The organism is Bradyrhizobium sp. LA6.8, from assembly GCF_040547935.1.
In the GTDB taxonomy this organism is placed as follows: domain Bacteria; phylum Pseudomonadota; class Alphaproteobacteria; order Rhizobiales; family Xanthobacteraceae; genus Bradyrhizobium; species Bradyrhizobium barranii.
Genome location: NZ_JBEPQQ010000007.1, coordinates 28427 through 52607 on the forward strand (window position 1 = coordinate 28427; position 24181 = coordinate 52607).

Here is a 24181-nt window from a genome sequence, read left to right on the forward strand (position 1 = left end):
TGCGACGTGAGGCGGGCACCGCTCTCTCATTCCCTCCCCCCTTGCGGGGGAGGGGCAGGGAGAGGGGTGGCCACGCGGGGACTCTCTCGATTCGCGCGTGCGGCAGGTCGTCGATGGATAGACCGTTTCCTGGGCTATCCCTCTCCCCCGCCCTCCCCCGCAAGGGGGGAGGGAGCGCACCGCCTTCGTGGCTTAGCGCGCGAACACCAGCGTCAGATTGTTCGCCGGCATCTCGATCGTGTCGACGAGGCGAAGGCTGGCTCCGCGGGCGAGCGTCTCGACGTCGCTGATATCACGCACGCCCCATTCGGGATTGCCTTCGCGCAACGAAGTGTCGAACACGGCGTTGCTGAGCGCGGTGTGCTTGCCGTCGCGCTTGAACGGACCGTAGAGGAACAGCTTGCCGTCGGCCCGCAAGTAACGGCCGGCACCGGCGAACAGGCCCTCGGCCACGCTCCATGGTGCGATGTGGATGACGTTGGCGCAGAACAATGCGGCCAGACTCGTCGGACCCTGGCCGCTTCGCATCTCCGGACACCAGTCGGGGTCGGTGAGATCGATCCGCAGGGGCGAGCGGATGTTTTGCAGGCCCGAATGAACGCGCCAGGCCTCGATGCTCTTGAGGTGGCGCTGGTTGAGGTCGCTCGGCCACCAGATCAGGCCGGGCGTGTGCTGGGCGAAATGGACCACGTGCTGGCCGGTTCCGCTGCCGAGCTCGACGACGTTGCCGGTCAGGCCTGCGAGATGCTTTTCCAGCGCCGCCCAGAGCGGCTCGTGATTGCGATGAAATGCCGGTGCATCGAGCCGCCCATCCGACTCGACCCGTCCGCCGTCCCTGCCAAATTCGACGACATATTCAGCCAATTGAGGTCCCCTTGAAAAAACGAGAACGGGAAAAAACACGATGGGCGCCCAAACGCCCCGAAAACAGCCGGCCAGCGCTCCTGGCCCGAATCCGCCGGACAAATAAGCTCTTTAGTTGCAATGCGGAAGATATTAACTCCATTTTGCCGCGCGCATAGTCTTGATTGTCAGCCGATGCCCTTTGTGCTTTGGAACACTATATTTCCGCGAACGAGATCATCGACATAACGCCTCGGAATGACGCCTTGACCGCCTTCCCACGGACGCCTGTCCTTTACGTCCTGCTGGCGATCGCCGCCGGCCTTGCCGCAGGCCCCGCGCGGGCGCAATCCGCCGTGGCTGACGGCCAGAAGCTCGCCTTCGACCGCGGCAAGGGCAATTGCCTGACCTGCCACGTCATCAAGGGCGGCGACCTGCCGGGCACGATCGGACCGGAGCTCAAGGACCTCAAGTCAAAATACCCTGATCGCAACGAGCTGGTCGCGATCATCTTCGACGAGACCAAGCGCAATCCGCAGACCATGATGCCGCCGTTCGGCCGGAACCGGATTTTGACCGAGCAGGAGATCAGCGCGATCGTTGATTTCCTCCAGACCCTGTGACCGCCGGCACGCCAAGAGAATGTCCAGGAGATTTGAGATGACCATCACCACCGGCCCTCATGCGACGCGGCGCCTGATTCTTCAGGGCGCAGCCGGCGTCGCGCTGCTCGGCCTCGGCAACCTGCCGTTCGCGCCCGCGCATGCAGCGGCCAACGACAAATATCCGGAAGAAGCATTCAAGCAGAAGAGCGAGGCGGACGCGATCAAGGCGCTCTACGGCAAGACCGCCGAGCCGTCCGACAAGGTCAAGCTCGATGCGCCCGAGATCGCCGAGAACGGCGGCGTGGTGCCGATCTCGGTGACGACGACGCTCGACAAGGTCACCTCGATCTCGTTCTTCGTGGCCGAGAATCCGAGCGCGCTCGCGGCGAGCTACAAGATTCCCGATGGCACGATCCCTGCTGTCGCCAACCGCCTGAAGATGGCCAAGACCACCAACGTGACCGCGATCGTGGAAGCCGACGGCAAGCTCTACAGCGCGACCAAGGAAGTCAAAGTCACAGTCGGCGGCTGCGGCGGTTAGGAGAAGTTAGATGGCATCCAGCATTCGCGTCCGCGCCACGGCCAACGGCGACATCACCGAGGTGCAGGTGCTGATCCAGCACCCCATGGACACCGGCCTGGTCAAGGACGCCAAGGGCGAGTTGATTCCGGCGCACTTCATCCAGCGATTGAAGTTCGAATGTAACGGCAAGGACGTCTTCGTCGCCGATTGGGGCACCGCGGTCTCCAAGGACCCCTACGTCAAGTTCAGCTTCAAAGGCGCCAAGAAGGGCGACGACCTCAAAGTCTCCTGGACCGACAACAAGGGCGGGTCGGACACGACCACCGCGAAGATTTCGTGATGAATGCCCGCTTCTTTCTCCTTGGTTCGTTGAGCGCCGCGCTGGTCGCGTTCGCCCTCACCTCTCCGCGCGTGATCGCGGCCGACAAGGTCGATCCCGTTGCCGATGCGAAAGCGTTCCAGAACTTCTTCTTCCAGAAGTTTCCGACCGTGAAGCACGAGGATTTCGTCAACGGTCCTTATTCGATGAACGAGGACATGAAGCGGCAGTGGCAGGAGAAGGAAGAATTCCCGCCCTACGAGTTCGCGCTCGACGCCGGCAAGGAGATGTTCGCGACCCCGTTCAAGAACGGCAAGACCTATGCCGACTGCTTCCCGAACGGCGGCATCGGCATCCGCCAGAACTATCCTTACTTCGACGAGAAGGAAGGCAAGGTCGTCACGCTGGAGCTCGCGCTCAACCGCTGCCGCGAGGCCAATGGCGAGGCGCCCTATTCCTACGTCAAGGACGAGATGGCTTCGCTCACCGCCTACATGGCGTTCACCTCGCGCGGCAAGCCGATGGACATCAAGATACCCGATGATCCCCGCGCGCTCGCCGCGTACGAGAACGGCAAGCGCTATTTCTACACGCGCCGCGGCCAGATGAATTTCTCCTGCGCGAGCTGCCATGTGCAGAGCCCGGGCGAGCGCATCCGCGCCGAGATCCTGGCGCCGGCACTCGGCATTCTGAACGCGATGCCGATCTACCGCTCCGAATGGAGCGGCATGGGCACGACCAGCCGCCGCTTCGTCACCTGCAACAGCCAGACCCGCGCGGTTCCGCTGGAGCCGCAGGCCGATGAATATCGCGACGTCGAATATTTCCTGTCCTACGTCGCCAACGGCCTGCCGATTTCAGGGCCGGGAGCGCGGCCATGAAGCTGTCACTTCCTCTCGCCATGTTGCTCGCATTGAGCCTCGCGCCGGCAGCGCGCGCGGCAAACGAGGCGGACTACAAGGCGGCCTATGCCGCTGCGGAGGCCGCCTCCAAGGAGGCAGCCGGCATGCGCAACCAGTGGACCGTGACCGTATCTGCGCTGGCGGCAGCCAAGAAGGCGGCCGACGGCGGCGATTTCGACCGCGCGGTTGCCGCTTCGAAGGAGGCCGAGGCGCTGGCGAAGGCCTCGATCTTCCAGGCGACGTCAGAAAAAGAGGCGTGGAAGGCGATGGAAATCCGCTAGACTAAAAATCTCGTGGAACCGTCGAATTGCCGTTGAGAGGCGCGGAGAATTTCTGAATGGCCATCCGCCGCCGCGATTTCCTGAAGAGCACCGCTGCTGTCGCCACATCGCTCAGCCTGCCGCGGCTCGCGCGCGGCGCCGAGACTGCGAGCATTTACGACCTCGAACGGTTCGGCAATGCGCGCATCCTGCACACCACCGACACGCATGCGCAGCTCAACCCGGTCTATGTCCGCGAGCCCAGCGTCAATATCGGCATCGGGGAGATGGCAGGACGGCCGCCGCATCTGGTTGGCCGCGCTTTCCTCGAACGGTTCGGGATCCGCTCCGACAGCGCCGATGCCTATGCCTTCAGCTGCTTCGAGTTCGAGAAGTCCGCGGGCCGCTTCGGCAAGCTCGGCGGCTTCGCCCATCTGAAGACACTGATCGATCGCTTGCGCGGCGATGCCGGCGAAAAGCACTCCGTGCTCGTCGACGGCGGCGACCTCTGGCAGGGCACGGGTCTTGCCAACATCATGCAGGGCCGCGACATGGTCGAGGTCGCCAATCTGCTCGGCATCGAGGCGATGACCGGGCATTGGGAATTCACCTATGGCGAGCAGGCGCTGCGCGACAATCTCGAGCGCTTCAAGGGCGAGTTTCTGGCGCAGAACGTCTTCCTGACCGAGGAGGCCGCGTTCAACGACGCCCCCGCCTTCGACAAGGCGAGCGGGCGCGTGTTCAAGCCTTCGATGATCAAGGAGCTCGGCGGCCATCGTGTTGCGATCATCGGCCAGGCCTTCCCCTATGTGCCGATCGCGCATCCCAAGCGGTTCACGCCGGACTGGACTTTTGGCATCCGCGAGGAGGAGTTGCAGAAGCATGTCGATGCCTTGCGCGGCACTGAGAAGGTCGATGCGGTCATCCTGCTGTCGCACAACGGCATGGACGTCGATCTCAAGCTCGCGAGCCGCGTCACCGGCATCGACGTCATCCTCGGCGGCCATACCCATGATGCGATCCCGCAGCCAATCGCAGTGAAGAACGCGAGCGGCACGACGCTCGTCACCAATGCCGGCTCCAACGGAAAATTTCTGGGCGTCCTCGATCTCGCGCTCGACAAGGGCAAGGTCGGCGATGTCAGGTACCATCTGCTGCCGGTCTATTCCGAGCTGCTGAAGCCCGACCCTGGCATGGCCGAGCTGATCGGCCGGGTGCGCGCGCCGCATGTGACCGACTGGTCGGAAAAGATCGCAACGCCCGACCGCCTGCTGTACCGCCGCGACAATTTCGCCGGCCCCGTCGACGAGCTGATCTGCACCGCGCTGCGCAGCGAACTCGATGCCGAGATCGCGCTGTCGCCGGGCTTCCGCTGGGGCGTCACCGCACTGTCCGGCCAGCCGCTGACCATGGAGGATGTGCTCGCGGAAACCGCGATCACCTATCCCGAGACCTATGTGCAGGAGATGACCGGCGCCCAGATCAAGGAGGTGCTGGAAGACATCTGCGACAACCTCTTCAACCCCGATCCCTATTACCAGCAGGGCGGCGACATGGTGCGCGCCGGCGGGCTCAGCTACACCTGCACGCCGACCGATGCGGTCGGCAGCCGCATCTCCGAACTGAAGCTCAATGGCGGCAAGGCGCTCAGCGCGAGCAACCGCTACAAGGTCGCGGGCTGGGCCTCGGTCAACGGCCAGCAGGGCGCACCGGTGTGGGATGTCGTCGCCAAATATCTGCGCTCGGGCCGGATGTTTCAGGAGCGGCTCGGCTCCGGCGTGACGCTGAAGGGCGTCGAGGGCAATCCAGGCATTGCAGGACAGGGATGATGCGATCGCAAATCTGCTGCGCGATGCTGCTGGCGGCGCTCGCCTTCGCCACGCCATGGGCCTCGGCACAGCAAGTGCCGCTCCAGGACAAGCCGTTCGCCGAGCACAAGATCGTGCTTCAGCTCTCCGACGGCGATGCGAAGAAGCACGCGCTGGTGCTGAGCGTCGCCAACAATCTCCTGAAGGCCTACGATCCCGACAAGGTCGCGATCGAGGTGGTTGTGTTCGGCCCCGGCATTGATCTCCTGTTCACCGGCAGCGAGCGCCGCAAGCAGGTCGAAAGCCTGATCGTGCAGGGCGTGCGCTTCGATATCTGCCTCAACACGATCGACACGATCGAGCGGGAGACCGGAAACCGGCCGGAGTTCATCCCCGCTGCGACGCCGGTGCAGGTGGGCGTCGGGCAGATCCTGTTCCTGGCGGAGAATGGGTACACGGTGGTGCGGCCCTGACCTTTTTGTCGGGGCACGGCGCCGCGCCACCCTCGGTGTCATTTCCCGCGAAAGCGGGGAATCCAGTACGCCGCGGCCCCTCCGTATCCCACCACGGCCTCTGGAATACTGGATCGCCCGCCTTCGCGGGCGATGACAGCGGTGGTGGGGCAAGGACCTACGGCAAAACCGCCCCCCACCCCATCACGCAGAATAATAATTTTCTAAATTTCACTCTCTACACAGTGAATTGCTTCTCTTTCCAGCCTCTGGCGTAGTAGAATCCTCGGAACTAGTTCCACGCCGGGTCTTGCCATGATCTTTCGCCAGCTCTTCGACAGCGTTTCGGGCACCTACAGCTATGTCCTCGCCAGCCGCCCCGGCGGCGAGGCGCTGATCCTCGATCCCGTGCTGGAGAAGGTCGACCGCTATTGCCAGCTGCTGCGCGAACTCGACCTCAAGCTGGTGAAAGCCGTCGACACCCATCTGCATGCCGATCACGTCACCGGCCTCGGTGAGCTCCGCGACCGCACCCATTGCATGACCGTGATGGGCGACCAGACCAAGGCCGACGTTGTGGCGATGCGGGTCGCCGACGGCGACAAGGTGACGATCGAGGGCCTGTCGCTCGACGTGATGTACACGCCCGGCCACACCGACGATTCCTATTCCTATCTGATGGGCGACCGCGTCTTCACCGGGGATACGCTTCTGATCCGCGGTACCGGCCGCACCGACTTCCAGAACGGCTCGTCGCGCGCGCAATACGAGTCGATCTTCAATCGCCTGCTCAAGCTGCCGGACGAGACGATGGTGTTCCCGGCGCATGACTACAAGGGCGACACCGTCTCCACCATCGGCGAGGAGAAGCGCTACAATCCGCGGCTCCAGGTGCGTTCGGTCGACGAATATATCGAGCTGATGGCGAACCTGAAGCTGCCCAATCCGAAAATGATGGACGTCGCGGTGCCCGCCAACATGCATGTCGGCCTGCATCAGGAGGAGCTGGAGAAAGAGGGCCGTGCAGTCAGCGCCGTCGAGGCGATCCGCTCGCTCGGCCGTCCCGATATCCTCTTGGTCGATCTGCGCGAGACCAATGAGCGGATGAAGCACGGCATGCTCGAAGGCGCGCTGCATACGCCCTACCCGTCCGTTGAAGACAGTCTGAAGCCCGGCGGCATGCTGCGCGAGGTCGCGGCCGCCACCGGCCGCCGCGTCGTGTTCTTCTGCGCCTTCGGCGAACGCTCGGCGATGGCTGTCGCCGCCGCCAAGGAAGCCGGCCTTTCCAACACTGCCCACATCGCCGGCGGCATCGATGCCTGGAAGAAGGCCGGCGGGCCTGTGGTGCACTGACGCCCCCTTCTTGCGGTAAGTCAGGAACCGCACATATTTTTGGGGTAGAAGCGGATGACGCATCACCATCCGGGATCACCCATGGCCAAGACCGCCAAGCCGCGCAAGCCGCCCAAAGTCGCTGATAACAAGCAAGCGGACGACAAGGCGAAGAAGCCCTCGCCTCCGCTCGACGACGACGATTACGACGACGGCGACATCGCGACGCCGAAACGCGACCGCTACGGTTCGGATGACGAGCCGTTGTGAGGGGTGAAGCTCGGCTTTGACGCGCACTGACGCGACACCCTCCCATGTCGTCCCTGCGAACGCAGGGATGGAAGCCCCACCCGCGCTACCTGCCATGCGCCCGCGTTCATGGACAAATAACGGCTCTCCCCGATAGTTTGCGCGTCCGCTTAAGGACGTGAAACGGAACTGCAATGGTCGACGTTCTCGCCGCACCGCAACAAGGCAAGGCGGACAGCGCGCTGCGCACGCTGACCGGGATTTCGATCGCGCATTGGGTCAGCCATTTCCATCTGCTGGTCCTGCCGATGCTGTTTCCGTTCCTGAAGAGCCAGCTCGGCGTCGGCTATATCGAGCTCGGCTTCGCGCTCACCGTCTCTGCGGTCGTATCCGGCCTGACGCAGGCGCCGACCGGCTATCTCGTCGACCATTTTGGCGCGCGCAAGATCCTGCTGGGCGGGCTCGCGCTCGGCGGCTTCGCGCTGATCCTGCTCGGCCTGCACCTCAGCTATGCCTCGCTGATTGCGTGCGCGGTGCTGCTGGGTCTTGCCAACAGCGTCTACCACCCCGCTGACTACGCCATCCTGGCCGAGCATATGGATGAGGCGCGGATGGGCCGCGCCTTCTCGGTCCACACCTTTGCCGGCTATCTCGGCGGCGCCGTGGCGCCGGCGATCGTCGCGGCGCTCGTCACCGTCTCCGGCGGCACGGGTGCGCTGATCGCGTCGGGCGCGATCGCCGTGCTGGTGGCCCTGCTGCTGGTCGTCATGAACATTCCCGATGCCGGCGCGCACAAGACCAAGCCGGGCAACGAAAACGCGCCCAAGCAGGCCGTCATCACGCCGGCGCTGATCACGCTCACCGTGCTGTTCATGCTGCTCAGCCTGTCGGTCGCCGGCATCAACAATTTCGGCGTGGTGGCGCTGATGAGCGGCTACGGCGCGTCCTACTCCGCCGCCAACGTGGCGCTGACGGCGTTTCTCGGCTCCAGCGCCGCAGGCGTGCTCGCCGGCGGCTTCCTCGCCGACCGCACCGCGCGCCACGGCTATGTCGCAGCCGCCTGCTTTGCCGCGAATGCAGCGATCGTGCTGCTGATCGCGCTGGTCACGCTGCCCGGCGGGATGCTGACCGCCGCGATGATGATGGCGGGCTTCCTCTCCGGCGTGATCGCGCCCTCGCGGGACATGCTGGTGCGCAACGCCGCGCCTCCGGGTGCGGCGGGCCGCGCCTTCGGCATCGTCTCCACCGGCTTCAATCTCGGCGGCATCGTCAGCCCGCTGCTGTTCGGCTGGATCATGGACCAGAGCGCGCCGCACTGGGTGTTCGGGGCGTCCGTGATCTTCATGGTCGCGACCGTGGTGCTGTCGCCGTTTACGGAGCGGAAGCCGCAAGCCAAGGCTGCCACGCAACCCTGAGCGCACTTCCCCGCGGTTGACACTTCGCTTGCGCGCCCGAAAATGCGTTCAAGCAAAACAACAAACTGGGAAGAGACACCATGAGCACCCCTGATCTCGTGATCCGCGGCGGCACCGTCGCGGATGGAAGCGGCGGCGAATTGTTCGAGGCGGATGTCGCCATCACCGCCGGCAAGATCACCGAGGTCGGGAAGATCTCCGCGAAGGGACAGGAAGAGATCGACGCGCGCGGCAAGCTCGTCACGCCAGGCTTCGTCGACGTGCACACCCATTATGACGGCCAGGTCACCTGGAGTCAGGACATCACGCCGTCGTCGCAGAACGGCGTCACCACGGCGATCATGGGCAATTGCGGCGTCGGCTTCGCGCCGTGCAAGCCTGCCGACCACACCCGCCTGATCCAGCTGATGGAAGGCGTCGAGGACATTCCCGAGCCCGTGCTGAGCGCCGGCATTCCCTGGGCGTGGGAAAGCTTTCCGGATTACATGAACTGGCTGTCGAAGCGCGATTTCGACATCGACGTCGGCGCGCAGCTGCCGCATGCGGCGCTGCGCGTCTATGTCATGGGCGAACGCGGCGCGCGCCGCGATCCCTCGACCGCCGAGGACAACGCGGCGATGGCGAAGCTCGCGGGCGAGGCGGTGCGCTCGGGCGCGCTGGGCTTCTCGACCTCGCGCACGCTCAACCACCGCACCTCGACCGGCGATTTCACGCCGACGCTGAAGGCCGGCGAGGACGAGCTCACCGCCATTGCCGGCGCGATGCACAGCCAGGGCCGCAGCGTGCTGCAATTCGTGCTCGACCTCTCCACCCTCCACGAAGATCTGCCGATGATGCTGCGGGTCGCCGACAGCACAAAGTGCCCGATCTCGTTCTCGATCACGCAGAACGACAAGGCGCCAAACCGCTGGCGCCAGACGCTGGACGAGATCAATGCGGCCGCACAACGCGGCCTCTCCATCACCGCGCAGATCGCGGCGCGCCCGGTCGGCCTGCTGCTTGGGCTCGAGCTGTCGCGCAATCCGTTCCAGACCCATCCGAGCTACAAGGCGATCGCGCATCTGCCGCTCAGGGAGCGCCTGGCGCGGCTGCATCGGCCGGAGGTGCGCAAGGCGATCCTGAGCGAGACGGCGACCGCGACCGACGATCCGCTGTTCTTCCGGCCCAACTACGACAAGATGTTTTTGCTCGGCGATCCCCCCGATTACGAGCAGCCGCCGGAGAACGCGCTGGGGCCGCAGGCGCGCAAGCAGGGCCGCCAGCCGGAAGAGCTCGCCTACGATGCGATGCTCTCCGACGAGGGCCGCGGCATGCTCTACGTGCCCTTCCTCAACTATGCCGACGGCAATCTCGACGCGACGCGCGAGATGCTGATCGATCCGCAATCGGTGCCCGGCCTCTCCGACGGCGGCGCGCATTGCGGCATCATCTGCGATGCCAGCTTCCCGACCTATCTGCTGACGCACTGGACGCGTGACCGCACGCGCGGCGAGAAGCTCACGATTCCGTTCGTGGTCGCCGCGCAGTCGCGCAAGACCGCGCTCTCGGTCGGCCTCACCGATCGCGGGCTGGTTGCCCCCGGCTATAAAGCCGATGTCAATGTGATCGACTACGACCGGCTGCATCTGCATCCGCCGAAGGTGCATTACGATCTGCCGGTCGGCGGGCGGCGGCTGTTGCAGGATGTCGACGGCTATGAGGCGACAATTGTGTCGGGCGTGGTGACGCGGCGGCACGGTGAGGCCACGGGAAGGCGACCGGGGAAGTTGATCCGGGGTGCGCAGGGGATGGCGAGCTAGCGAAGACCGAGTCTGAGGCGCGAAAGCCGCGCCTCACTCTCGCTGTCATCCCCGCGAACGCGGGGATCCATATCCACAGGGATTCGTTGCGGCGCCACGCTGGTCACTCCGAGTCATCGCCAAACCACTCCCTGTGGTTATGGGTCCCGGGCTCGCGCTTCGCGCGCCCCGGGACGACAGTGTGCCTGGAGCAATCGCGCCCCTTACGTCGGCGACACCGCGCCCTTCAGCGCCGCGGCCTGCGGAGCCGCACCGCGGGTCAGCCTGGCCTTTTCCGTGTTCGGCCACAGCAGCAGCAGGCCGATGACGCCGGAGCCGACCATCACCACCGCGTTGATGGTGAAGCCGGTCAGGTAGCCGTCGACCATGTTGCCGGCGCGCTGGATCACGGCGCCCATCACGCTCGGCGCGATGATGCCCGACAGCGTGTAGAGCGCGCCGTAGATCGCGATGACCGCGCCGCGCTGCGACGCCGGGGTGAACTCGCCGAGCATCGGCGGGCAGACGACGTAGATCGCCCCGCACAGGCCGGAGCCGACGACGAGCAGCGCGATCTGCAGGCCAGCACCCTGCACATGCGCCATCATCGCCAGGATCAGGCCGCCGATGATCAGCGGCACCGAGCCGAGCACGCCGCGCGAGATGCGCGTGGTGTAGCCGCGCGCCATCATCACCTGCGAGACCCACCCCGTGAAGATGACGACGGTCGCGCCGAACACCCAGGGCAGGATCGAGACGTAGCCGGCCTGGCTCTGCGAGAAGCCCAGGCCCTTGACGATGAAGGGCGTGAACCAGGTGAGGCCGAGCGACAGCGCCCAATAGGCGCCGAAGGTCGCGATCACGCAACCGAGGAAGGTGCGCGAGGTCAGCAGCTGCACATAGGGGATTTTCGGCTCGGTGACGGCGAGAACCTGCGTGTCCTCGAGCGGGCCTTCCTTGCCGAACGTCAGCCAGGCGCAGACCCAGAGCAGGCCGACGACGCCAAGCGCGCCGAAGGCGTAGTGCCAGGAGTGATTGACGATGACCCAGTTCAACGCCGGCACGGCGAGGATGACGCCGAAGGCCGAGCCTTGCGACAGGATCGCGGTCGGCAGCGTGCGCTTCTCGTCGGGGAACCATTTGTAGATGGCGTGGGCTGCGACCGAGAAGGCAGGTCCTTCGCCAGCGCCCAGCACGATGCGGCAGATCAGGAGCGTGGTGAACGAGACGGTGCCCACCATCGGGAACTGCGCCAGCGCCCAGATCACCGCCAGCGTCAGCAGCACCCAGCGCGTCGGCACCTTGTTGACGATGAAGCCGACCACGATGGCCGAGATCGAGAACAGGAAGAAGAACGAGGAGCCGAGCAGGCCGAATTGCTCGGCATCGAGCTTCAGGTCGGTCATGATCGGCACGCCGGCGAGACCGACGACGATCTTGTCCGCGAAGTTCACCACCATGAAGAGAAAGAGGAGAAAAGTGACGGTCCAGGCGCCCTTCGGCGTTGCCTTGGTTTCCCCTGCCGTCCTGCCCGCAACGTCGGGCGTTCCCTGAGCGCTCATCAATCTCCCCGTATGTCTTTTTGTCGGCACGTTTTTGATTTGGCCGTTTTGGGAGCTAACAACGGCTTCAAGGCCAACGCAACCCCGGCATTTCCACGGCAAGTGTGCTACGCAGCATTGAGTTAATTCCGTCCGGCGCATTGACCTTGCTGAGCATCCGAAACCTCTCAAAGACCTTCTCCTCGGCCGGCGAGCCGGTCCATGTGCTGCGTGGTGTCGACCTCGACCTCAAGGCCGGCGAGCGCGTCGCGCTGACCGGCGAGTCCGGCAGCGGCAAGAGCACGCTGTTGCACCTGATCGCGGGTCTCGATGCCGCCGACAGCGGCACAATTCGCCTGGAGGACACCGAGGTCACCAAGCTCTCGGACGCGGGCCGGGCCGAGCTGCGGCGCGACCGGATCGGCCTGGTTTTTCAGCAGTTCAATCTGATCCCGAGCCTGTCGGTCGCCGACAATCTGGTCTTCCAGGCGCGGATCGCCGGCCGTCACGATGCGGCATGGTCAAAGGAGCTGATCGAGCGGCTCGGGCTCGGCAATCTGCTCAAGCGTTATCCAGAGCAATTATCGGGCGGCCAGCAGCAGCGGGTCGCGATCGGCCGGGCGCTGGCGACAAAGCCATCACTGCTGCTCGCGGACGAGCCGACCGGCAATCTCGACGAGGATACCGCCGACGACGTGCTGGCGCTGACGCGCGACCTCGTCACGCGCACCGGCTGCGGCTTCCTGATGGTGACGCACAGCCTGCATCTGGCCGGCACGCTCGACCGCCACGTGACCTTGCATGCGGGGCGGATCGCATGAGGCGCGCGCTGTGGGTCCTCGCGGTGCTCCTGAGCCATTGGCGACGGCACAAGATGCAGTTCGCGACGCTCCTGATCGGGCTGATCGCGGCGACCGCGCTGTGGAGCGGCGTGCAGGCGATCAACCAGCAGGCCCGCAATGCCTATGACCGCGCGGCGGCGACGTTCGGCGGCGTGCGCACGGCGATGCTGGTGGCGCCTGATGCCGCGACCTTTTCGCAGGAGCTGTTCATAAAACTCCGCCGCGCGGGCTGGCCGGTCTCGCCGGTGCTGGAAGGCCGCGTCCAGGTTAACGGGCGTTCGGTGCGGCTGCTCGGCATCGAGCCGGTCACGATGCCGGCCGACGTCGGCAATGCGCCGCGCCTCGGCGCCTCGGATTTGAGCAGTTTCGTTGCGCCGCCCGGCCAGACATTGGTGGCGCGGGAGACGCTGACCGATTTGCAGGAACAGGAAGGCGCGGCACCGCCGATCAGCAACGGCGCAAAACTGCCGCCGCTGCGCCTGCTGCCGCAGCTCGTGTCCGGCGTACTCGTCGTCGACATCGGCGTCGCGCAGCGGCTCCTGAACAAGCCGGGCCAGGTGTCGCGGCTTTTGATCGGCAAGCCGAGGGGCAAGCCGGCGCCGCTGGCCAGTATCGTCGGCGAGAAGTTGCAGCGGGTCGAGCCGAATGCGGAGACGGAGCTGGAGCGCCTCACCGACAGCTTTCATCTCAACCTGACCGCCTTCGGCCTGCTGTCGTTCTTCGTCGGTCTCTTCATCGTCAACTCCGCCGTCGGCCTCGCCTTCGAGCAGCGGCTGCCGATGCTGCGCACGTTGCGGGCCTGCGGTGCCTCGGCGCGGCTGGTCAACACGGTGCTGGTGGTCGAGCTGGTGGCGCTGGCGCTGGTCGCAGGATTGATCGGGCTCGTCTGCGGCTATTTCATCGCGGCTGCGCTCTTGCCCGACGTCGCGGCGTCGCTGCGCGGGCTGTATGGCGCGCAGATCCCGGGACAGCTCACACTGCGCTCCGAATGGTGGCTTGCCGGTATCGGCATCAGCATTGCGGGCGCACTCGTGGCCGCCGCGACCAGCCTGATCAAGGCGATCAGGATGCCGGTGCTGGCGACCGCGCATCCCTACGCCTGGCAGCAGCGGCAGCGCCGCTGGCTGATCCTGCAGAGCGGCGCGGCCTGCGCCGTGTTTGCGGTCGCGCTGTTGCTGCTGCACTACGGGCAATCGCTGATTGCGGGATTCGGCGTGCTGGCCGCATTGATGTTCGGCGCGGCGCTGATCCTGCCGGCATTCCTCGAGATCATCCTGCTCGTGGGCCAGCGCTGGGCGAAGGGGCCGCTGGCGCTGTGGTTCTGGGCGGACAGCCGGCAACAGCTCTCCGGCTTGTCGCTGGCCCTGATGGCGCTGCTGCTCGCGCTGGCCGTCAATGTCGGGGTGTCCACCATGGTGGAGACCTTCAGCCGCACCTTCGTCGGCTGGCTCAACGGGCGGCTTGCCGCCGACGTCTACATCAGCGCCTCCGACAATGCGCAAGGCGTCGCGATCCGGAGCTGGCTGAAGGAGCGCAGCGACGTGCAGGCGATCCTGTCGGGCGGACGCGCCGATACGCAGGTTCAGGGGCAGCCGGTCGAGCTGCTCGGCCTGCCCGATCACGCACTCTATCGCGAGCGCTGGCCGCTGCTGGAGACCGCGCCGCGCGCCTGGACCCAGCTCGTGCCGGGCAATGCCGCCTTCATCAGCGAGCAGCTGAGCCGCCGTCTCAACGTCCGCGTCGGCGATGTCATCGAGGTGCCGGCGCCGGGCGGCACCTGGGAGCTCGACATCGCCGGCATCTATGCCGATTACGGCAACCCCAAGGGGCAGCTCGCCGTCAACGTCGCGGCGTTGATCCGGCACTTCCCGCAGACGCCGCAGACGCGGGTCGGCCTGATCGTCGCGAAGGAAAATATCCCCGGCCTGATCGCGGCGTTGCAGAAGCAATTCGCGCTCGACGACCGCAGCGTCGCGGATCAGGCAACAGTGAAGGCGGAATCGATCCGCATCTTCAACCGCACCTTTGCGGTAACATCGGCGCTGAATGCCTTCACGCTAGGCGTAGCCGGCATTGCGCTCTTGACCAGCCTGTTGACGCTCGCAAATTCCCGCCTGCCGCAGCTTGCGCCACTCTGGGCGATCGGCATCACGCGGCCGCGCCTTGCCGCGATCGAACTGACCAAGACATTGTCGGTTGCGCTGTTCACGGCGCTACTGGCCGTGCCGCTCGGATTGCTGGTGGCGTGGTGCCTGATCGCAATCGTCAATGTGAAGGCGTTCGGCTGGCGGCTGCCGTTCCACGTGTTTCCGCTGCAGCTGGTGGAGCTGGTCGCGGTCGCGCTGATCGCGTCGCTGCTTGCCGCGCTGCTGCCGATGATACGACTGGCGCGGATGCAGCCGGCGAGCCTCGTCAAGGTGTTTGCCAATGAGCGCTGATAAAATCACGCGGCGCGCGTTTGCCGGCGGCATCGCCGCACTCGCGGCTGGCCGCCGCGCTGGCGCGCAAGGTTATGCCGGGCTCGGCGAGACCGCCGACGGCTTTGCGAAGGTGACGCCGGGAAAGACGTTCAGCTTCCCTGCCGATCACGGGCCGCATCCGGAGTTCCGCATCGAATGGTGGTATCTCACCGCGAACCTTGTCGATGGCAGCGGCGCGGCGTGCGGCCTGCAATGGACGCTGTTCCGCCAGGCGGCGCAGTCGGGGCCGCAAGGAGAGGGCTGGGCCAATCAGCAGATCTGGATGGCGCATGCGGCGGTGACGCGCGCCGACACCCACCGCTTCAACGAGGTGTTTTCTCGCGGCGGCATTGGACAGGCCGGCGTCACCGCAAAGCCATTTGCGGCGTGGATCGACGATTGGGAGATGAAAGGGTCCGAGCGCACCGACGATCGCACGTTGGCGCCGCTGACGCTGAAGGCGTCGGGCACCGATTTCAGCTATGCGCTGACGTTTGACGCAGACCGCCCGGTGGTGTTGCAGGGCGATCACGGCTACAGCCGCAAGTCCGAGCGCGGGCAGGCGTCCTACTATTACAGCCAGCCGTTCTACCGCGCCCGCGGCAGCCTCACGATCGACGACAAATCCGTCGATGTCTCGGGCCAGGCCTGGATGGACCGCGAGTGGAGCAGCCAGCCGCTCGATGCCGACCAGACCGGCTGGGACTGGCTGTCGCTACATCTCGCATCCGGCGACAAGCTGATGCTGTACCGGCTGCGCCAGAAGGACGGCCAGGACTATCCGTTCGGCAACTGGATCAGCGCCGCGGGCGACACGCAGATGATCGCGGGTGGCGATATCCAGATGAGTCCGAAAGCGACCGCCGAGATCGCGGGGCGCAAGCTGCCGGTGGAGTGGCAGATCGCGATTCCCTCACGATCATTCTCGATTGCCTGCAAGCCGCTTAACCCAAAAGCCTGGATGGGGACCGGCTTCTCCTATTGGGAAGGGCCGATCAGCTTTGCCGGCACGCATGACGGCGTTGGCTATCTCGAGCTGACCGGCTATTGAGGCGCGACCTCTTCAAGGAAAACAGTGATGTATCATCTCACCGCCCTCGTCACGCTGCTGGCGATCGCATTTTACATGTTCACCTGCATCAACGTCTCGCGCTCGCGCACCAGGACCGGTGTCAAGGTGCCGGCGATGTCGGGCCATCCGGATTTCGAGCGCGCCTTCCGCATCCAGGCGAACACGCTGGAATGGATGCCGGTCTTCCTGCCGGCGCTCTGGCTGTTCGCGATCTATATCGGCGACGCCATTGCAGCGGGAATCGGCGCGGTCTGGATCATCGGCCGCATCGTCTACTTCATTGGCTATTCGCAGGCGGCGGCAAAGCGCGGCCCCGGCTTTGCGATCCAGGGCATCGCAGCGATTGCGCTGTGGGCGGGGGCATTGGGGGCGGTGGTGTTGCGGATGGTGTGAGGCCGCGGCGGCCACAAACTCCGCCGTCGTCCCGGACAAGCGCAGCGAAGCGGAGCGCCGATCCGGGACCCCATACCCACAGGGATAGTTTGGCGAAGGCCCGGAGTGGGCATCTCGCGCCACACTTCTCCCTGGGGTTATGGGTCCCCGCGTTCGCGGGGACGACAGCCAGGGTGTGGCGCCAGCGTTGCCCCCTTGCCCCTCGCTACCTCGTCAGCGGGCAGCCGCTGTCCTTGGCGGCGAAGAACGCCTTGTCGCCGGGGACGGTTGCGAGCAGCTTGTAATAGTCCCACGGCTTCTTCGATTCCGACGGCTTCTTGACCTCGAACAGATACATGTCGTGGACCATGCGGCCGTTCTCGAGCACCTTGCCGCCCTGCGCAAAGTCGTCGTCGACCGGCAGCTCCTTCAGCTTCTTGGCGACCGCGTCGGGGTCCTTGGTGCCGGCGGCCTTGACCGCCTTGAGATAGCTCAGCGTCGCCGAATAGGTGCCGGCCTGGATCATGTTCGGCATCCGGCTGGTGCGCTTGAAGAAGCGTTCGCCGAAATGGCGGGTGCGATCGTTGAGGTCCCAATAATAGCCCTCGGTCAGCACCAGGCCTTGCGCGGCCTGCAGGCCGAGACCGTTCACCTCGGCGAGCGTCATCAGGAGGCCGGCGAGCTTCTGGCCGCCGGAGACGATGCCGAACTCGGCCGCCTGCTTGATCGAGTTGGTGGTGTCGAGGCCGGCATTGGCGAGGCCGACGATCTTCGCCTTCGAGCTCTGCGCCTGGAGCAGGAAGGAGGAGAAGTCCGACGAGTTGAGCGGCACGCGGACCGAGCCGGCCACCTTGCCGCCATTGGCGGTGACGATCTCGCTGGTGTCCTTTTCCAGCGCATAGCCGAAGGCATAGTCGGCCGTGAGGAAGAACCAGGTGTCGCCGCCCGCTTTGGTCAGCGCGCCGCCGGTGCCGACGCCGAGCGCACGGGTGTCATAGGCCCAGTGGAAGCCGTAGGGCTGGCAGGCATCGCCGGTGAGGCGCGAGGTCGCGGCGCCGACGACGATGTCGATCTTCTTCTTTTCCTTGGAGAGCTCGTGGATCGCGAGCGCGACCGAGGAGGTCGTCAGCTCCGTGATCATGTCCACATTCTCGACGTCGTACCAGCGCCGCGCGATCGACGTGGCGAGATCCGGCTTGTTCTGGTGATCGGCGGTGACCATCTCGATCTTCTGGCCAAGCACCTCGCCGCCGAAATCCTCGATCGCCATCTTGGCGGCTTCGACCGAGTATTTGCCGCCGTAGTCGGCATAGACGCCGGACTGATCGTTGAGAATGCCGATCTTGACGCCTTGGGCGGAGGCCGGCGCAGCGAGCAACAGAGCAGACGTTGCGACAGCGGCCAAAAGTGCTGATTTCATATGTTGGCTCCCAGCAGTTTTCTGTTTTGAAATCGCGCGGATACTAGTGAAGAACCCCGCGCCTGCCCATCCATTTCATGTTGGTCGTTAGTATGGGCGCCAGCTACAAAATTTGTGTCGCCCCGGACAAGCGCAGCGCAGATCCGGGGCCCATAACCACAGGGAGCAGTTTGGCGCGAGCTAGTGGTTGCCAGCCTTCGCCAAACTCCTCCCTGTGGTTATGGGTCCCCGCCTACGCGGGGACGACAGCGGGGGGGTGTGGGTACGCCAGTGGCCGCCACCGACAACTAGGGGGCCACCACCTCCGGCTTCTTCCCCTCGTTCCGCCCTTCCGCCAGGTTCCGCACCACCACATAGAAGATCGGGGTGAACAGCAGGCCGAACAGGGTGACGCCGATCATGCCGAAGAACACGGCAACGCCGACCGCCTGCCGCATCTCCGAGCCGGAGCCGGACGATATCACCAGCGGCAGCACGCCGAGGATGAAGGCGAAGGAGGTCATCAGGATCGGCCGCAGGCGCAGGCGGCAGGCGTCGATGACGGCCTCCAGCCGCGGCTTGCCTTCCTTCTCGATGTCGCGTGCGAACTCGACGATCAGGATCGCGTTCTTTGCAGCTAACCCCACCAGAACGACGAATCCGATCTGGGTGAGGATGTTGACGTCCTGCCCCATGATGCGCACGCCGATGGTGGCGGCCAACAGGCACATCGGCACGATCAGGATCACCGCGAATGGAAGCGTCCAGCTGCCATATTGCGCGGCGAGCACGAGATAGACGAACAGCACGCAGATCGGGAACACGAGCAGGCCGGCATTGCCGCCGGTGACCTGCTGATAGGACAGATCGGTCCATTCGAAGGTGAAGCCGCTCGGCAAGATGTCGTCCGCGAGCTTCTTGATGGTGTTGAGCGCGGTGGTCGAGCTGGTGCCCGGCGCCGGCTCGCCTTGGAGCTCGGACGCAGCATAGAGATTGTAGCGCGCGACGCGGTCGGGGCCGGAGACGTCCTTGAACTCGACCACGCTGCCGAGCATCACCATGTCGCCGGAGGCGTTGCGCGTGCGCAGGCGCGAGAGGTCGCTGGGCTCTTTTCGGAACGGGAAGTCAGCCTGCGCGGTGACGTGATAGGTGCGGCCGAACAGGTTGAAGTCGTTGACGTAGGTCGATCCGAAGTAGGTCTGGATCGTGTCGTTGATGCTGGCGATGGGCACGCCGAGCTTCTGCGCCTTGGTGCGGTCGATGTCGACGAAGAGCTGCGGCGTGTTGGCCGAGAACGGGGAGAACACCGTGGGGCCGAGCAGCAACGGCGATTTGCGCGCCGCGGCGACAAGCTCATCGGTGGCCGCGGCGAGCAGCTCAGGTCCTCGGCCCTGGCGGTCCTGGACGCGGATGGTGAAGCCGCCGCCGGTGCCGATGCCGGGCACGGCCGGCGGCGGAATCACGATGATGAAGGCGCCCTGGATTGCGGCCAGGCGCTTGCGCAGTTCGACCGTGATGGCGTTCGCAGACAATCCCTTCTTCATCCGCGCCTCGGGCTCGTCGAAAACCGGGAACAGCGCCGCAGCATTGCCCGCCTGCGTGCGGGTGGCGCCCGAGAAGCCGGCGAAAGCGGCGACGCGGACGATGCCGGGCGTGTCCAGCGAGATCCGCTCGATCTCGCGCACGACTTCGGTGGTGCGCGCCAGCGACGCCGCGCCCGGCAATTGCACGGAGATGATGACGTAGCCGCGATCCTGCGCGGGAATGAAGCCCTGCGGCGTTGTCGCGATCAGCCAGCCGGCGCTGCCGATCAGCACGACATAGATCAGGATCATCACCACCGAATGGCGGATCACGAAATTGGCGAGGCCGGCATAACCATGCGAGAGCCGGTCGAACACGCGGTTGAAGACGCCGGTGAACGCATTCCAGCCACGCGCGAGGAGATTCCAGGCGGCAGGCGGTCGCTTCTCTGCGTGCGGCGTGAGGATCATCGAAGCCAGCGCCGGCGACAGCGTCAGCGAGCAGAAGCAGGAGATCGCGGTCGCCACCGCAATGGTGACGGCGAATTGCTGGAAGAACTGCCCGGAGATGCCGCCAATGAATGCGGTCGGCACGAACACGGCGCAGAGCACCAGTGCGATCGAGACCAGCGCGCCGCCGACCTCCTCCATGGTCTTCAGCGCCGCATCGCGCCGGCTTAAGCCGTGCTCGAGATGGCGCTCCACATTCTCCACCACCACGATGGCGTCGTCGACCACGATGCCAACCGCAAGCACGAGGCCGAACAAAGTGAGGTTGTTGATGGAGAAGCCGAGCGCCGCCATCACCGCGAAGGTGCCGACCAGCGAGACAGGGATCGCGATGATCGGAATGATCGCGGGCCGCCAGCCTTGCAGGAACACCAGCACCACGATGACCACGAGCAGCATGGCCTCGTAGATGGTCTTGATCAGCTCGTGGACGGACTGCGCGATAAACTCGGTCGGATTGTAGCCGATATTGTAGTCGAGCCCTTTCGGAAAGCTCTCCTTGAGCTTCACCATGGTGTCGGAGATATTCTTTGCCGTCGCAAGCGCGTTCGATCCCGGCCGTTGCGTCACCAGCATGGCAACCGCCGATTTGCGCAGCAGGAAGCTGTTGGTGGAGTAGGCGAGAGCACCGAGCTCGATGCGGGCGACGTCGCGCAGCCGCACCGTGCGGCCGTCGGACCCGGCCTTGATCAGGATGTCCTCGAACTGCTTCTGGTCCTTCAGGCGCCCGGTGAAAACGAGGTTTGGCTGGAAGGCCCTGTCGGCGATCGGCGGTTCGGCGATCTGGCCGCCCGCGATCTGGACGTTCTGCGCACGGATCGCAGCCAGCACCTCGGTCGATGTAAGGCCGAGATTGGCGATACGGTCAGGATCGAGCCAGAGCCGCATCGAATAGTCGCGTGCGCCGAATATCTGGATATCGCCGACGCCGTCGATGCGCAGCAGCTGGTCACGGACCTGGAGCAGCGCGTAATTGGAGATGTAGAGCTGGTCGAACGTATCGTCCGGCGACAGCATGAACACGACCATCAGGATGTCGGGCGAGTTCTTGCGCGTGACGACGCCGTTGCGCTGTACTTCGTCCGGCAATTGCGGCTGTGCGATCGCGACGCGGTTCTGCACCAGCACCTGCGCCTTGTCGAGGTCGGTGCCGAGCTTGAAGGTGACGGTGATCGTCAATTGCCCGTTCGAGGTCGCCTGGCTGTAGAGATACAGCATGTCCTCGACGCCGTTGATCTGCTGCTCGATGGGCGCTGCGACGGTGTCGGACACGGTCTGCGCCGAGGCGCCCGGATATTGCGTGGTGACAACGACGGTCGGCGGCACCACTTGCGGATATTCGGAGACCGGCAGCGTCGTATAGGCGAGCGCGCCGACGATCAGCAGCACGATCGACAGCACCATCGCCAGGATGGGCTGGTTGATGGAGAGACGGCCAAGGTTCATGACTTGTCACCGGGCTTGGCCGGCGCTGGCGCGGGAGACGGAGCGACCTTGGCGCCGACGCGGGCGCGCTGGATGCCGTTGACGATGACGCGGTCCTCCGCCTTCAGCCCCTCGCGGATCACGCGCAGGCCCTCATCGAGCGGACCGAGCACCACGGGGCGCGCCTCGACGGTGTCGTCCGGCTTCACGACGAACACGATCTTGCGGGACTGGTCGGTCGCGACCGCGACGTCGGGAATCAGCAGCGCCTCATAGGGCGCGCTGCCGATCAGCCGGACGCGGCCGAACTGGCCCGGCAGGATCGAGAGATCGGTGTTCTTGATCACGGCGCGGCTGCGCAGTGTGCCGGTGGATACATCGAGGCGGTTGTCGAGGAAGTTGATGGTGCCCTCATGCGACGGCTTGGTCTCGCCGGCGAGCGTCACCTGCACCGGGTTCGCGGTGTCGCGCGAGCTCGGGCGGCGGCCTTCGAACCACAGCTTGCTGTATTTGATGAAGGTCGCCTCATCCATGTCGAAATAGACGTAGATCGGATCGAGCGCGACGATCGAGGTGAGCAGCGTCGAGGTGCCGGTATCGCTGCCCTGCACGAGATTGCCGGGGCTGACGAGATGGCGGCTGACGCGGCCGGTGAGCGGCGCGGTCACATGGGTGAACTCGATATTGAGCCGGGCGGCCTTCAGCGCGCCTGCGGCCTGCGTCTCCGCGGCATGCGCCGCCTGCAAGGCCTGGCGACGCTGGTCGACGGCCTGCTCGGAGACCGCGCTGGTCTGGACCAGGTTCAGGCCACGGTCGAGCTCGCGCTTGGCAAGCTCCACCTTGGCACGCGCGTCGGACAACTGGCCGTCCGCCTGCTCGGCCACCGCCTCGAACGGGCGCGGGTCGATGACGTAGAGCAGGTCGCCCTGATGCACGATCGCGCCGTCCTGGAACTCGACGGAGTTGACGAAGCCGCCGACACGGGGGCGCACCTGCACCTCCTCGACCGCCTCGAAGCGGCCGGTGAACTCGTCCCAATCGGTGACGGTGCGCTTGACCGGCTGGGCGACGGTCACCGGCGGCGGCGGTGGGGCGGCGGCCTGCGAGGCCGGTTGTCCGCAACCAGTGAGAGCGAACGTCGCGGCGAGGAGCCCGGCAATTGCGCAAAGTCGAGGTAGGACGAAATCGTGCGTTTTGACAAAATGCTCGTTTCGGTCCGGTCCGCTCATCCCAAGTCCCTCGCACATTTGCCGCAGCAAAAGCAGCGTACTCGCCTACCCGCGGGCGACACAAGATGGGTTTCAATGATGAAATCTTCAAGACGAAAGCGCGCGCAACGCTTGGGAGGATGCCCTAGCCGGATGACGGGTTGACAGCGAGACCGCTGGCCCCGGACGTCGCGGTCGGCGGCGCTCTTGCACGACACGGCTGCAGGCGCTCGCCCTGTCGAGTCGTGCCGCCGTCGATCTCGTTTTCATCCTTGAGGAAGGACATCCCCTCGCGGTCAAAGCCCTAGCGGTCGATTGCCGCATCCAGAGCTTCCGACAGGGCTCCGCCCGTAATTTCGATGGCGGCGAAGGCCTGATCGATCTCGCGCCAATCCTTGGCCGTCAGCTCGACGTCAGCCGCCGGCAGATTGTCATCGAGATGATCGAACTTCGTCCCGCCCGGAATCGGTACGATCCACGGCCTCTGCGCAAGCAGCCACGCGAGTGCGATTTGGGCCGGCGTAATGCCCCTGTCTGCCGCCAGACTTTTCAGGAAATCGACCACTTTGAAATTGGCCTCGAGCGCCTCGGGTTTGAAGCGGGGAAAATCCTTGCGCAGGTCGTTCGGATCGTCGAACTTCATATCCTTGGTGATCTTGCCGGTCAGGAAGCCCTGACCGAGCGGTCCCCATGCCACAAGACCGATACCGAGTTCTTCGCAGACCGGAAACTTCGTGCTCTCGGGTTCGCGCATCCACAACGAATAGTGATCCTGGATTGCGGCGACCGGCAGCACCGCATGCGCCTTGCGGATGTTCTGTGGGCTCGCCTCCGACAAGCCGAAGTGCTTTACCTTGCCCTCCGCAACGAGTTCCTTCACCGCGCCGGCCACGTCCTCCATCGGTACCGCCGGATCGACGCGGTGCTGGTACAGGAGGTCGATCCGGTCCGTCCGCAGCCGCTTCAGCGAGGCCTCGACGACCTCGCGGATGTGCCTTGGCCGGCTGTCCAGCCCGAGCATCTCGCCCTTCTCGTTGATCTTGAAGCCGAACTTCGTGCAGATCAGAACCTGATCCCGCACCGGCTCCAACGCTTCGCCAACCAATGTCTCATTGGTGAACGGCCCATAGGCTTCTGCGGTGTCGAACAGCGTCACGCCGCGCTCGACCGCTGCGCGGATCACCGCGATCGCCTCCTTATGATCGGCTGCAGGGCCGAGACCGAAGCTCAGCCCCATGCAGCCCAGACCGATTGCCGAAACCTCAAGACCGCTCGGGCCAAGCTTGCGCGTTTTCATTGCTGGATGTCCTGCTCAAACAAGTCGACACGCTGCCCGGCAATTGC

21 protein-coding genes are annotated in these 24181 nt (G+C 65.1%); 15 read left to right on the forward strand and 6 right to left on the reverse strand.

Annotation, left to right across the window (positions count from 1 at the left end; genetic code table 11):
• Nucleotides 1-192: 192 nt before the first annotated feature.
• Nucleotides 193-864, reverse strand: a complete 672-nt coding sequence (locus tag ABIA90_RS29485) for a DUF938 domain-containing protein (RefSeq protein WP_354118972.1) — start codon at nt 862-864, stop codon at nt 193-195.
• 245 nt (nt 865-1109) lie between these two features.
• Between ABIA90_RS29485 and soxX the strand changes: the two genes are divergently transcribed.
• From soxX to ABIA90_RS29540, 11 genes are all read left to right on the forward strand, one after another.
• On the forward strand, nt 1110-1466 hold the full coding sequence (soxX, locus tag ABIA90_RS29490) for a sulfur oxidation c-type cytochrome SoxX (protein WP_354118973.1): 357 nt from the start codon (nt 1110-1112) through the stop codon (nt 1464-1466).
• Nucleotides 1467-1503: 37 nt separating this feature from the next.
• Nucleotides 1504-1989 carry a thiosulfate oxidation carrier protein SoxY gene (soxY, locus tag ABIA90_RS29495; protein WP_354118974.1) on the forward strand — a complete coding sequence of 162 codons (486 nt, stop codon included), beginning with the start codon at nt 1504-1506 and terminating at the stop codon, nt 1987-1989.
• A gap of 10 nt (nt 1990-1999) precedes the next feature.
• A complete protein-coding gene (gene soxZ / locus ABIA90_RS29500; protein WP_354118975.1) occupies nt 2000-2311 on the forward strand; it encodes a thiosulfate oxidation carrier complex protein SoxZ in 312 nt (103 codons plus the stop codon).
• Entirely contained in the window at nt 2311-3171 is an 861-nt protein-coding gene (gene soxA, locus ABIA90_RS29505; RefSeq protein ID WP_354118976.1) for a sulfur oxidation c-type cytochrome SoxA, read from the forward strand. Before soxZ ends, soxA begins: the two co-directional genes overlap by 1 nt.
• Entirely contained in the window at nt 3168-3473 is a 306-nt protein-coding gene (locus ABIA90_RS29510) for a hypothetical protein (protein WP_028151965.1), read from the forward strand. The genes soxA and ABIA90_RS29510 overlap by 4 nt, the downstream gene beginning before the upstream one ends.
• Nucleotides 3474-3529: 56 nt before the next feature.
• Nucleotides 3530-5281 carry a thiosulfohydrolase SoxB gene (gene soxB, locus ABIA90_RS29515; RefSeq protein ID WP_354118977.1) on the forward strand — a complete coding sequence of 584 codons (1752 nt, stop codon included), beginning with the start codon at nt 3530-3532 and terminating at the stop codon, nt 5279-5281.
• The gene (locus tag ABIA90_RS29520) at nt 5278-5733 is read left to right on the forward strand and encodes a DsrE family protein (RefSeq protein WP_354118978.1); all 456 of its coding nucleotides are present in this window, start codon (nt 5278-5280) and stop codon (nt 5731-5733) included. Before soxB ends, ABIA90_RS29520 begins: the two co-directional genes overlap by 4 nt.
• Nucleotides 5734-6027: 294 nt before the next feature.
• The gene (locus ABIA90_RS29525) at nt 6028-7065 is read left to right on the forward strand and encodes an MBL fold metallo-hydrolase (RefSeq protein ID WP_085403993.1); all 1038 of its coding nucleotides are present in this window, start codon (nt 6028-6030) and stop codon (nt 7063-7065) included.
• An 81-nt stretch (nt 7066-7146) separates the two neighbouring features.
• Complete coding sequence (locus tag ABIA90_RS29530) at nt 7147-7314, forward strand: hypothetical protein (RefSeq protein WP_166071036.1); 168 nt, start codon at nt 7147-7149, stop codon at nt 7312-7314.
• A gap of 173 nt (nt 7315-7487) precedes the next feature.
• A complete protein-coding gene (locus ABIA90_RS29535) occupies nt 7488-8708 on the forward strand; it encodes an MFS transporter (protein ID WP_071909080.1) in 1221 nt (406 codons plus the stop codon).
• Between the two features lie 80 nt (nt 8709-8788).
• Entirely contained in the window at nt 8789-10507 is a 1719-nt protein-coding gene (locus ABIA90_RS29540; RefSeq protein ID WP_354118979.1) for an N-acyl-D-amino-acid deacylase family protein, read from the forward strand.
• A 203-nt stretch (nt 10508-10710) separates the two neighbouring features.
• Here ABIA90_RS29540 and ABIA90_RS29545 read toward each other — a convergent pair whose 3' ends face one another.
• The gene (locus tag ABIA90_RS29545; protein ID WP_354118980.1) at nt 10711-12048 is read right to left on the reverse strand and encodes an MFS transporter; all 1338 of its coding nucleotides are present in this window, start codon (nt 12046-12048) and stop codon (nt 10711-10713) included.
• Nucleotides 12049-12194: 146 nt separating this feature from the next.
• On the opposite strand from ABIA90_RS29545, the gene ABIA90_RS29550 reads away from it, so the two are divergent.
• Genes ABIA90_RS29550 through ABIA90_RS29565 form a run of 4 tightly spaced genes read left to right on the forward strand, consistent with a single transcriptional unit; the run spans nt 12195 to nt 16793 of the window.
• A complete protein-coding gene (locus ABIA90_RS29550) occupies nt 12195-12848 on the forward strand; it encodes an ABC transporter ATP-binding protein (protein WP_354118981.1) in 654 nt (217 codons plus the stop codon).
• Nucleotides 12845-15307, forward strand: coding sequence for an FtsX-like permease family protein (locus ABIA90_RS29555; RefSeq protein ID WP_354118982.1), 2463 nt, complete (start codon nt 12845-12847; stop codon nt 15305-15307). Before ABIA90_RS29550 ends, ABIA90_RS29555 begins: the two co-directional genes overlap by 4 nt.
• On the forward strand, nt 15297-16379 hold the full coding sequence (locus ABIA90_RS29560; RefSeq protein ID WP_354118983.1) for a lipocalin-like domain-containing protein: 1083 nt from the start codon (nt 15297-15299) through the stop codon (nt 16377-16379). The genes ABIA90_RS29555 and ABIA90_RS29560 overlap by 11 nt, the downstream gene beginning before the upstream one ends.
• 27 nt (nt 16380-16406) lie before the next feature.
• Nucleotides 16407-16793, forward strand: coding sequence for an MAPEG family protein (locus ABIA90_RS29565; protein WP_354118984.1), 387 nt, complete (start codon nt 16407-16409; stop codon nt 16791-16793).
• A 205-nt stretch (nt 16794-16998) separates the two neighbouring features.
• Here the strand turns inward: ABIA90_RS29565 and ABIA90_RS29570 are convergent, their stop codons facing one another.
• The 4 genes from ABIA90_RS29570 to ABIA90_RS29585 all read right to left on the reverse strand — a co-directional run bounded on the left by ABIA90_RS29570 (nt 16999) and on the right by ABIA90_RS29585 (nt 24134).
• Nucleotides 16999-18192 carry an ABC transporter substrate-binding protein gene (locus ABIA90_RS29570; RefSeq protein WP_354118985.1) on the reverse strand — a complete coding sequence of 398 codons (1194 nt, stop codon included), beginning with the start codon at nt 18190-18192 and terminating at the stop codon, nt 16999-17001.
• 287 nt (nt 18193-18479) lie between these two features.
• The gene (locus tag ABIA90_RS29575) at nt 18480-21650 is read right to left on the reverse strand and encodes an efflux RND transporter permease subunit (RefSeq protein ID WP_166347937.1); all 3171 of its coding nucleotides are present in this window, start codon (nt 21648-21650) and stop codon (nt 18480-18482) included.
• Nucleotides 21647-22858 (reverse strand): efflux RND transporter periplasmic adaptor subunit, encoded by a 1212-nt coding sequence (locus ABIA90_RS29580; RefSeq protein ID WP_354118986.1) that lies wholly within the window; start codon nt 22856-22858, stop codon nt 21647-21649. Before ABIA90_RS29580 ends, ABIA90_RS29575 begins: the two co-directional genes overlap by 4 nt.
• Nucleotides 22859-23141: 283 nt before the next feature.
• On the reverse strand, nt 23142-24134 hold the full coding sequence (locus tag ABIA90_RS29585) for an aldo/keto reductase (protein WP_247312926.1): 993 nt from the start codon (nt 24132-24134) through the stop codon (nt 23142-23144).
• Nucleotides 24135-24181: the final 47 nt, after the last annotated feature.

Excerpts from the sequence above, each read along its gene's own strand:
- soxY (WP_354118974.1), top strand. The coding sequence starts at position 1,504 with ATGACCATCACCACCGGCCCTCATGCGACGCGGCGCCTGATTCTTCAG.
- soxZ (WP_354118975.1), top strand. The coding sequence starts at position 2,000 with ATGGCATCCAGCATTCGCGTCCGCGCCACGGCCAACGGCGACATCACC.
- soxA (WP_354118976.1), top strand. The coding sequence starts at position 2,311 with ATGAATGCCCGCTTCTTTCTCCTTGGTTCGTTGAGCGCCGCGCTGGTC.
- ABIA90_RS29510 (WP_028151965.1), top strand. The coding sequence starts at position 3,168 with ATGAAGCTGTCACTTCCTCTCGCCATGTTGCTCGCATTGAGCCTCGCG.
- soxB (WP_354118977.1), top strand. The coding sequence starts at position 3,530 with ATGGCCATCCGCCGCCGCGATTTCCTGAAGAGCACCGCTGCTGTCGCC.
- ABIA90_RS29520 (WP_354118978.1), top strand. The coding sequence starts at position 5,278 with ATGATGCGATCGCAAATCTGCTGCGCGATGCTGCTGGCGGCGCTCGCC.
- ABIA90_RS29525 (WP_085403993.1), top strand. The coding sequence starts at position 6,028 with ATGATCTTTCGCCAGCTCTTCGACAGCGTTTCGGGCACCTACAGCTAT.
- ABIA90_RS29530 (WP_166071036.1), top strand. The coding sequence starts at position 7,147 with ATGGCCAAGACCGCCAAGCCGCGCAAGCCGCCCAAAGTCGCTGATAAC.
- ABIA90_RS29535 (WP_071909080.1), top strand. The coding sequence starts at position 7,488 with ATGGTCGACGTTCTCGCCGCACCGCAACAAGGCAAGGCGGACAGCGCG.
- ABIA90_RS29540 (WP_354118979.1), top strand. The coding sequence starts at position 8,789 with ATGAGCACCCCTGATCTCGTGATCCGCGGCGGCACCGTCGCGGATGGA.
- ABIA90_RS29545 (WP_354118980.1), bottom strand. The coding sequence starts at position 12,048 with ATGAGCGCTCAGGGAACGCCCGACGTTGCGGGCAGGACGGCAGGGGAA.
- ABIA90_RS29555 (WP_354118982.1), top strand. The coding sequence starts at position 12,845 with ATGAGGCGCGCGCTGTGGGTCCTCGCGGTGCTCCTGAGCCATTGGCGA.
- ABIA90_RS29560 (WP_354118983.1), top strand. The coding sequence starts at position 15,297 with ATGAGCGCTGATAAAATCACGCGGCGCGCGTTTGCCGGCGGCATCGCC.
- ABIA90_RS29565 (WP_354118984.1), top strand. The coding sequence starts at position 16,407 with ATGTATCATCTCACCGCCCTCGTCACGCTGCTGGCGATCGCATTTTAC.
- ABIA90_RS29570 (WP_354118985.1), bottom strand. The coding sequence starts at position 18,192 with ATGAAATCAGCACTTTTGGCCGCTGTCGCAACGTCTGCTCTGTTGCTC.
- ABIA90_RS29575 (WP_166347937.1), bottom strand. The coding sequence starts at position 21,650 with ATGAACCTTGGCCGTCTCTCCATCAACCAGCCCATCCTGGCGATGGTG.
- ABIA90_RS29580 (WP_354118986.1), bottom strand. The coding sequence starts at position 22,858 with ATGAGCGGACCGGACCGAAACGAGCATTTTGTCAAAACGCACGATTTC.
- ABIA90_RS29585 (WP_247312926.1), bottom strand. The coding sequence starts at position 24,134 with ATGAAAACGCGCAAGCTTGGCCCGAGCGGTCTTGAGGTTTCGGCAATC.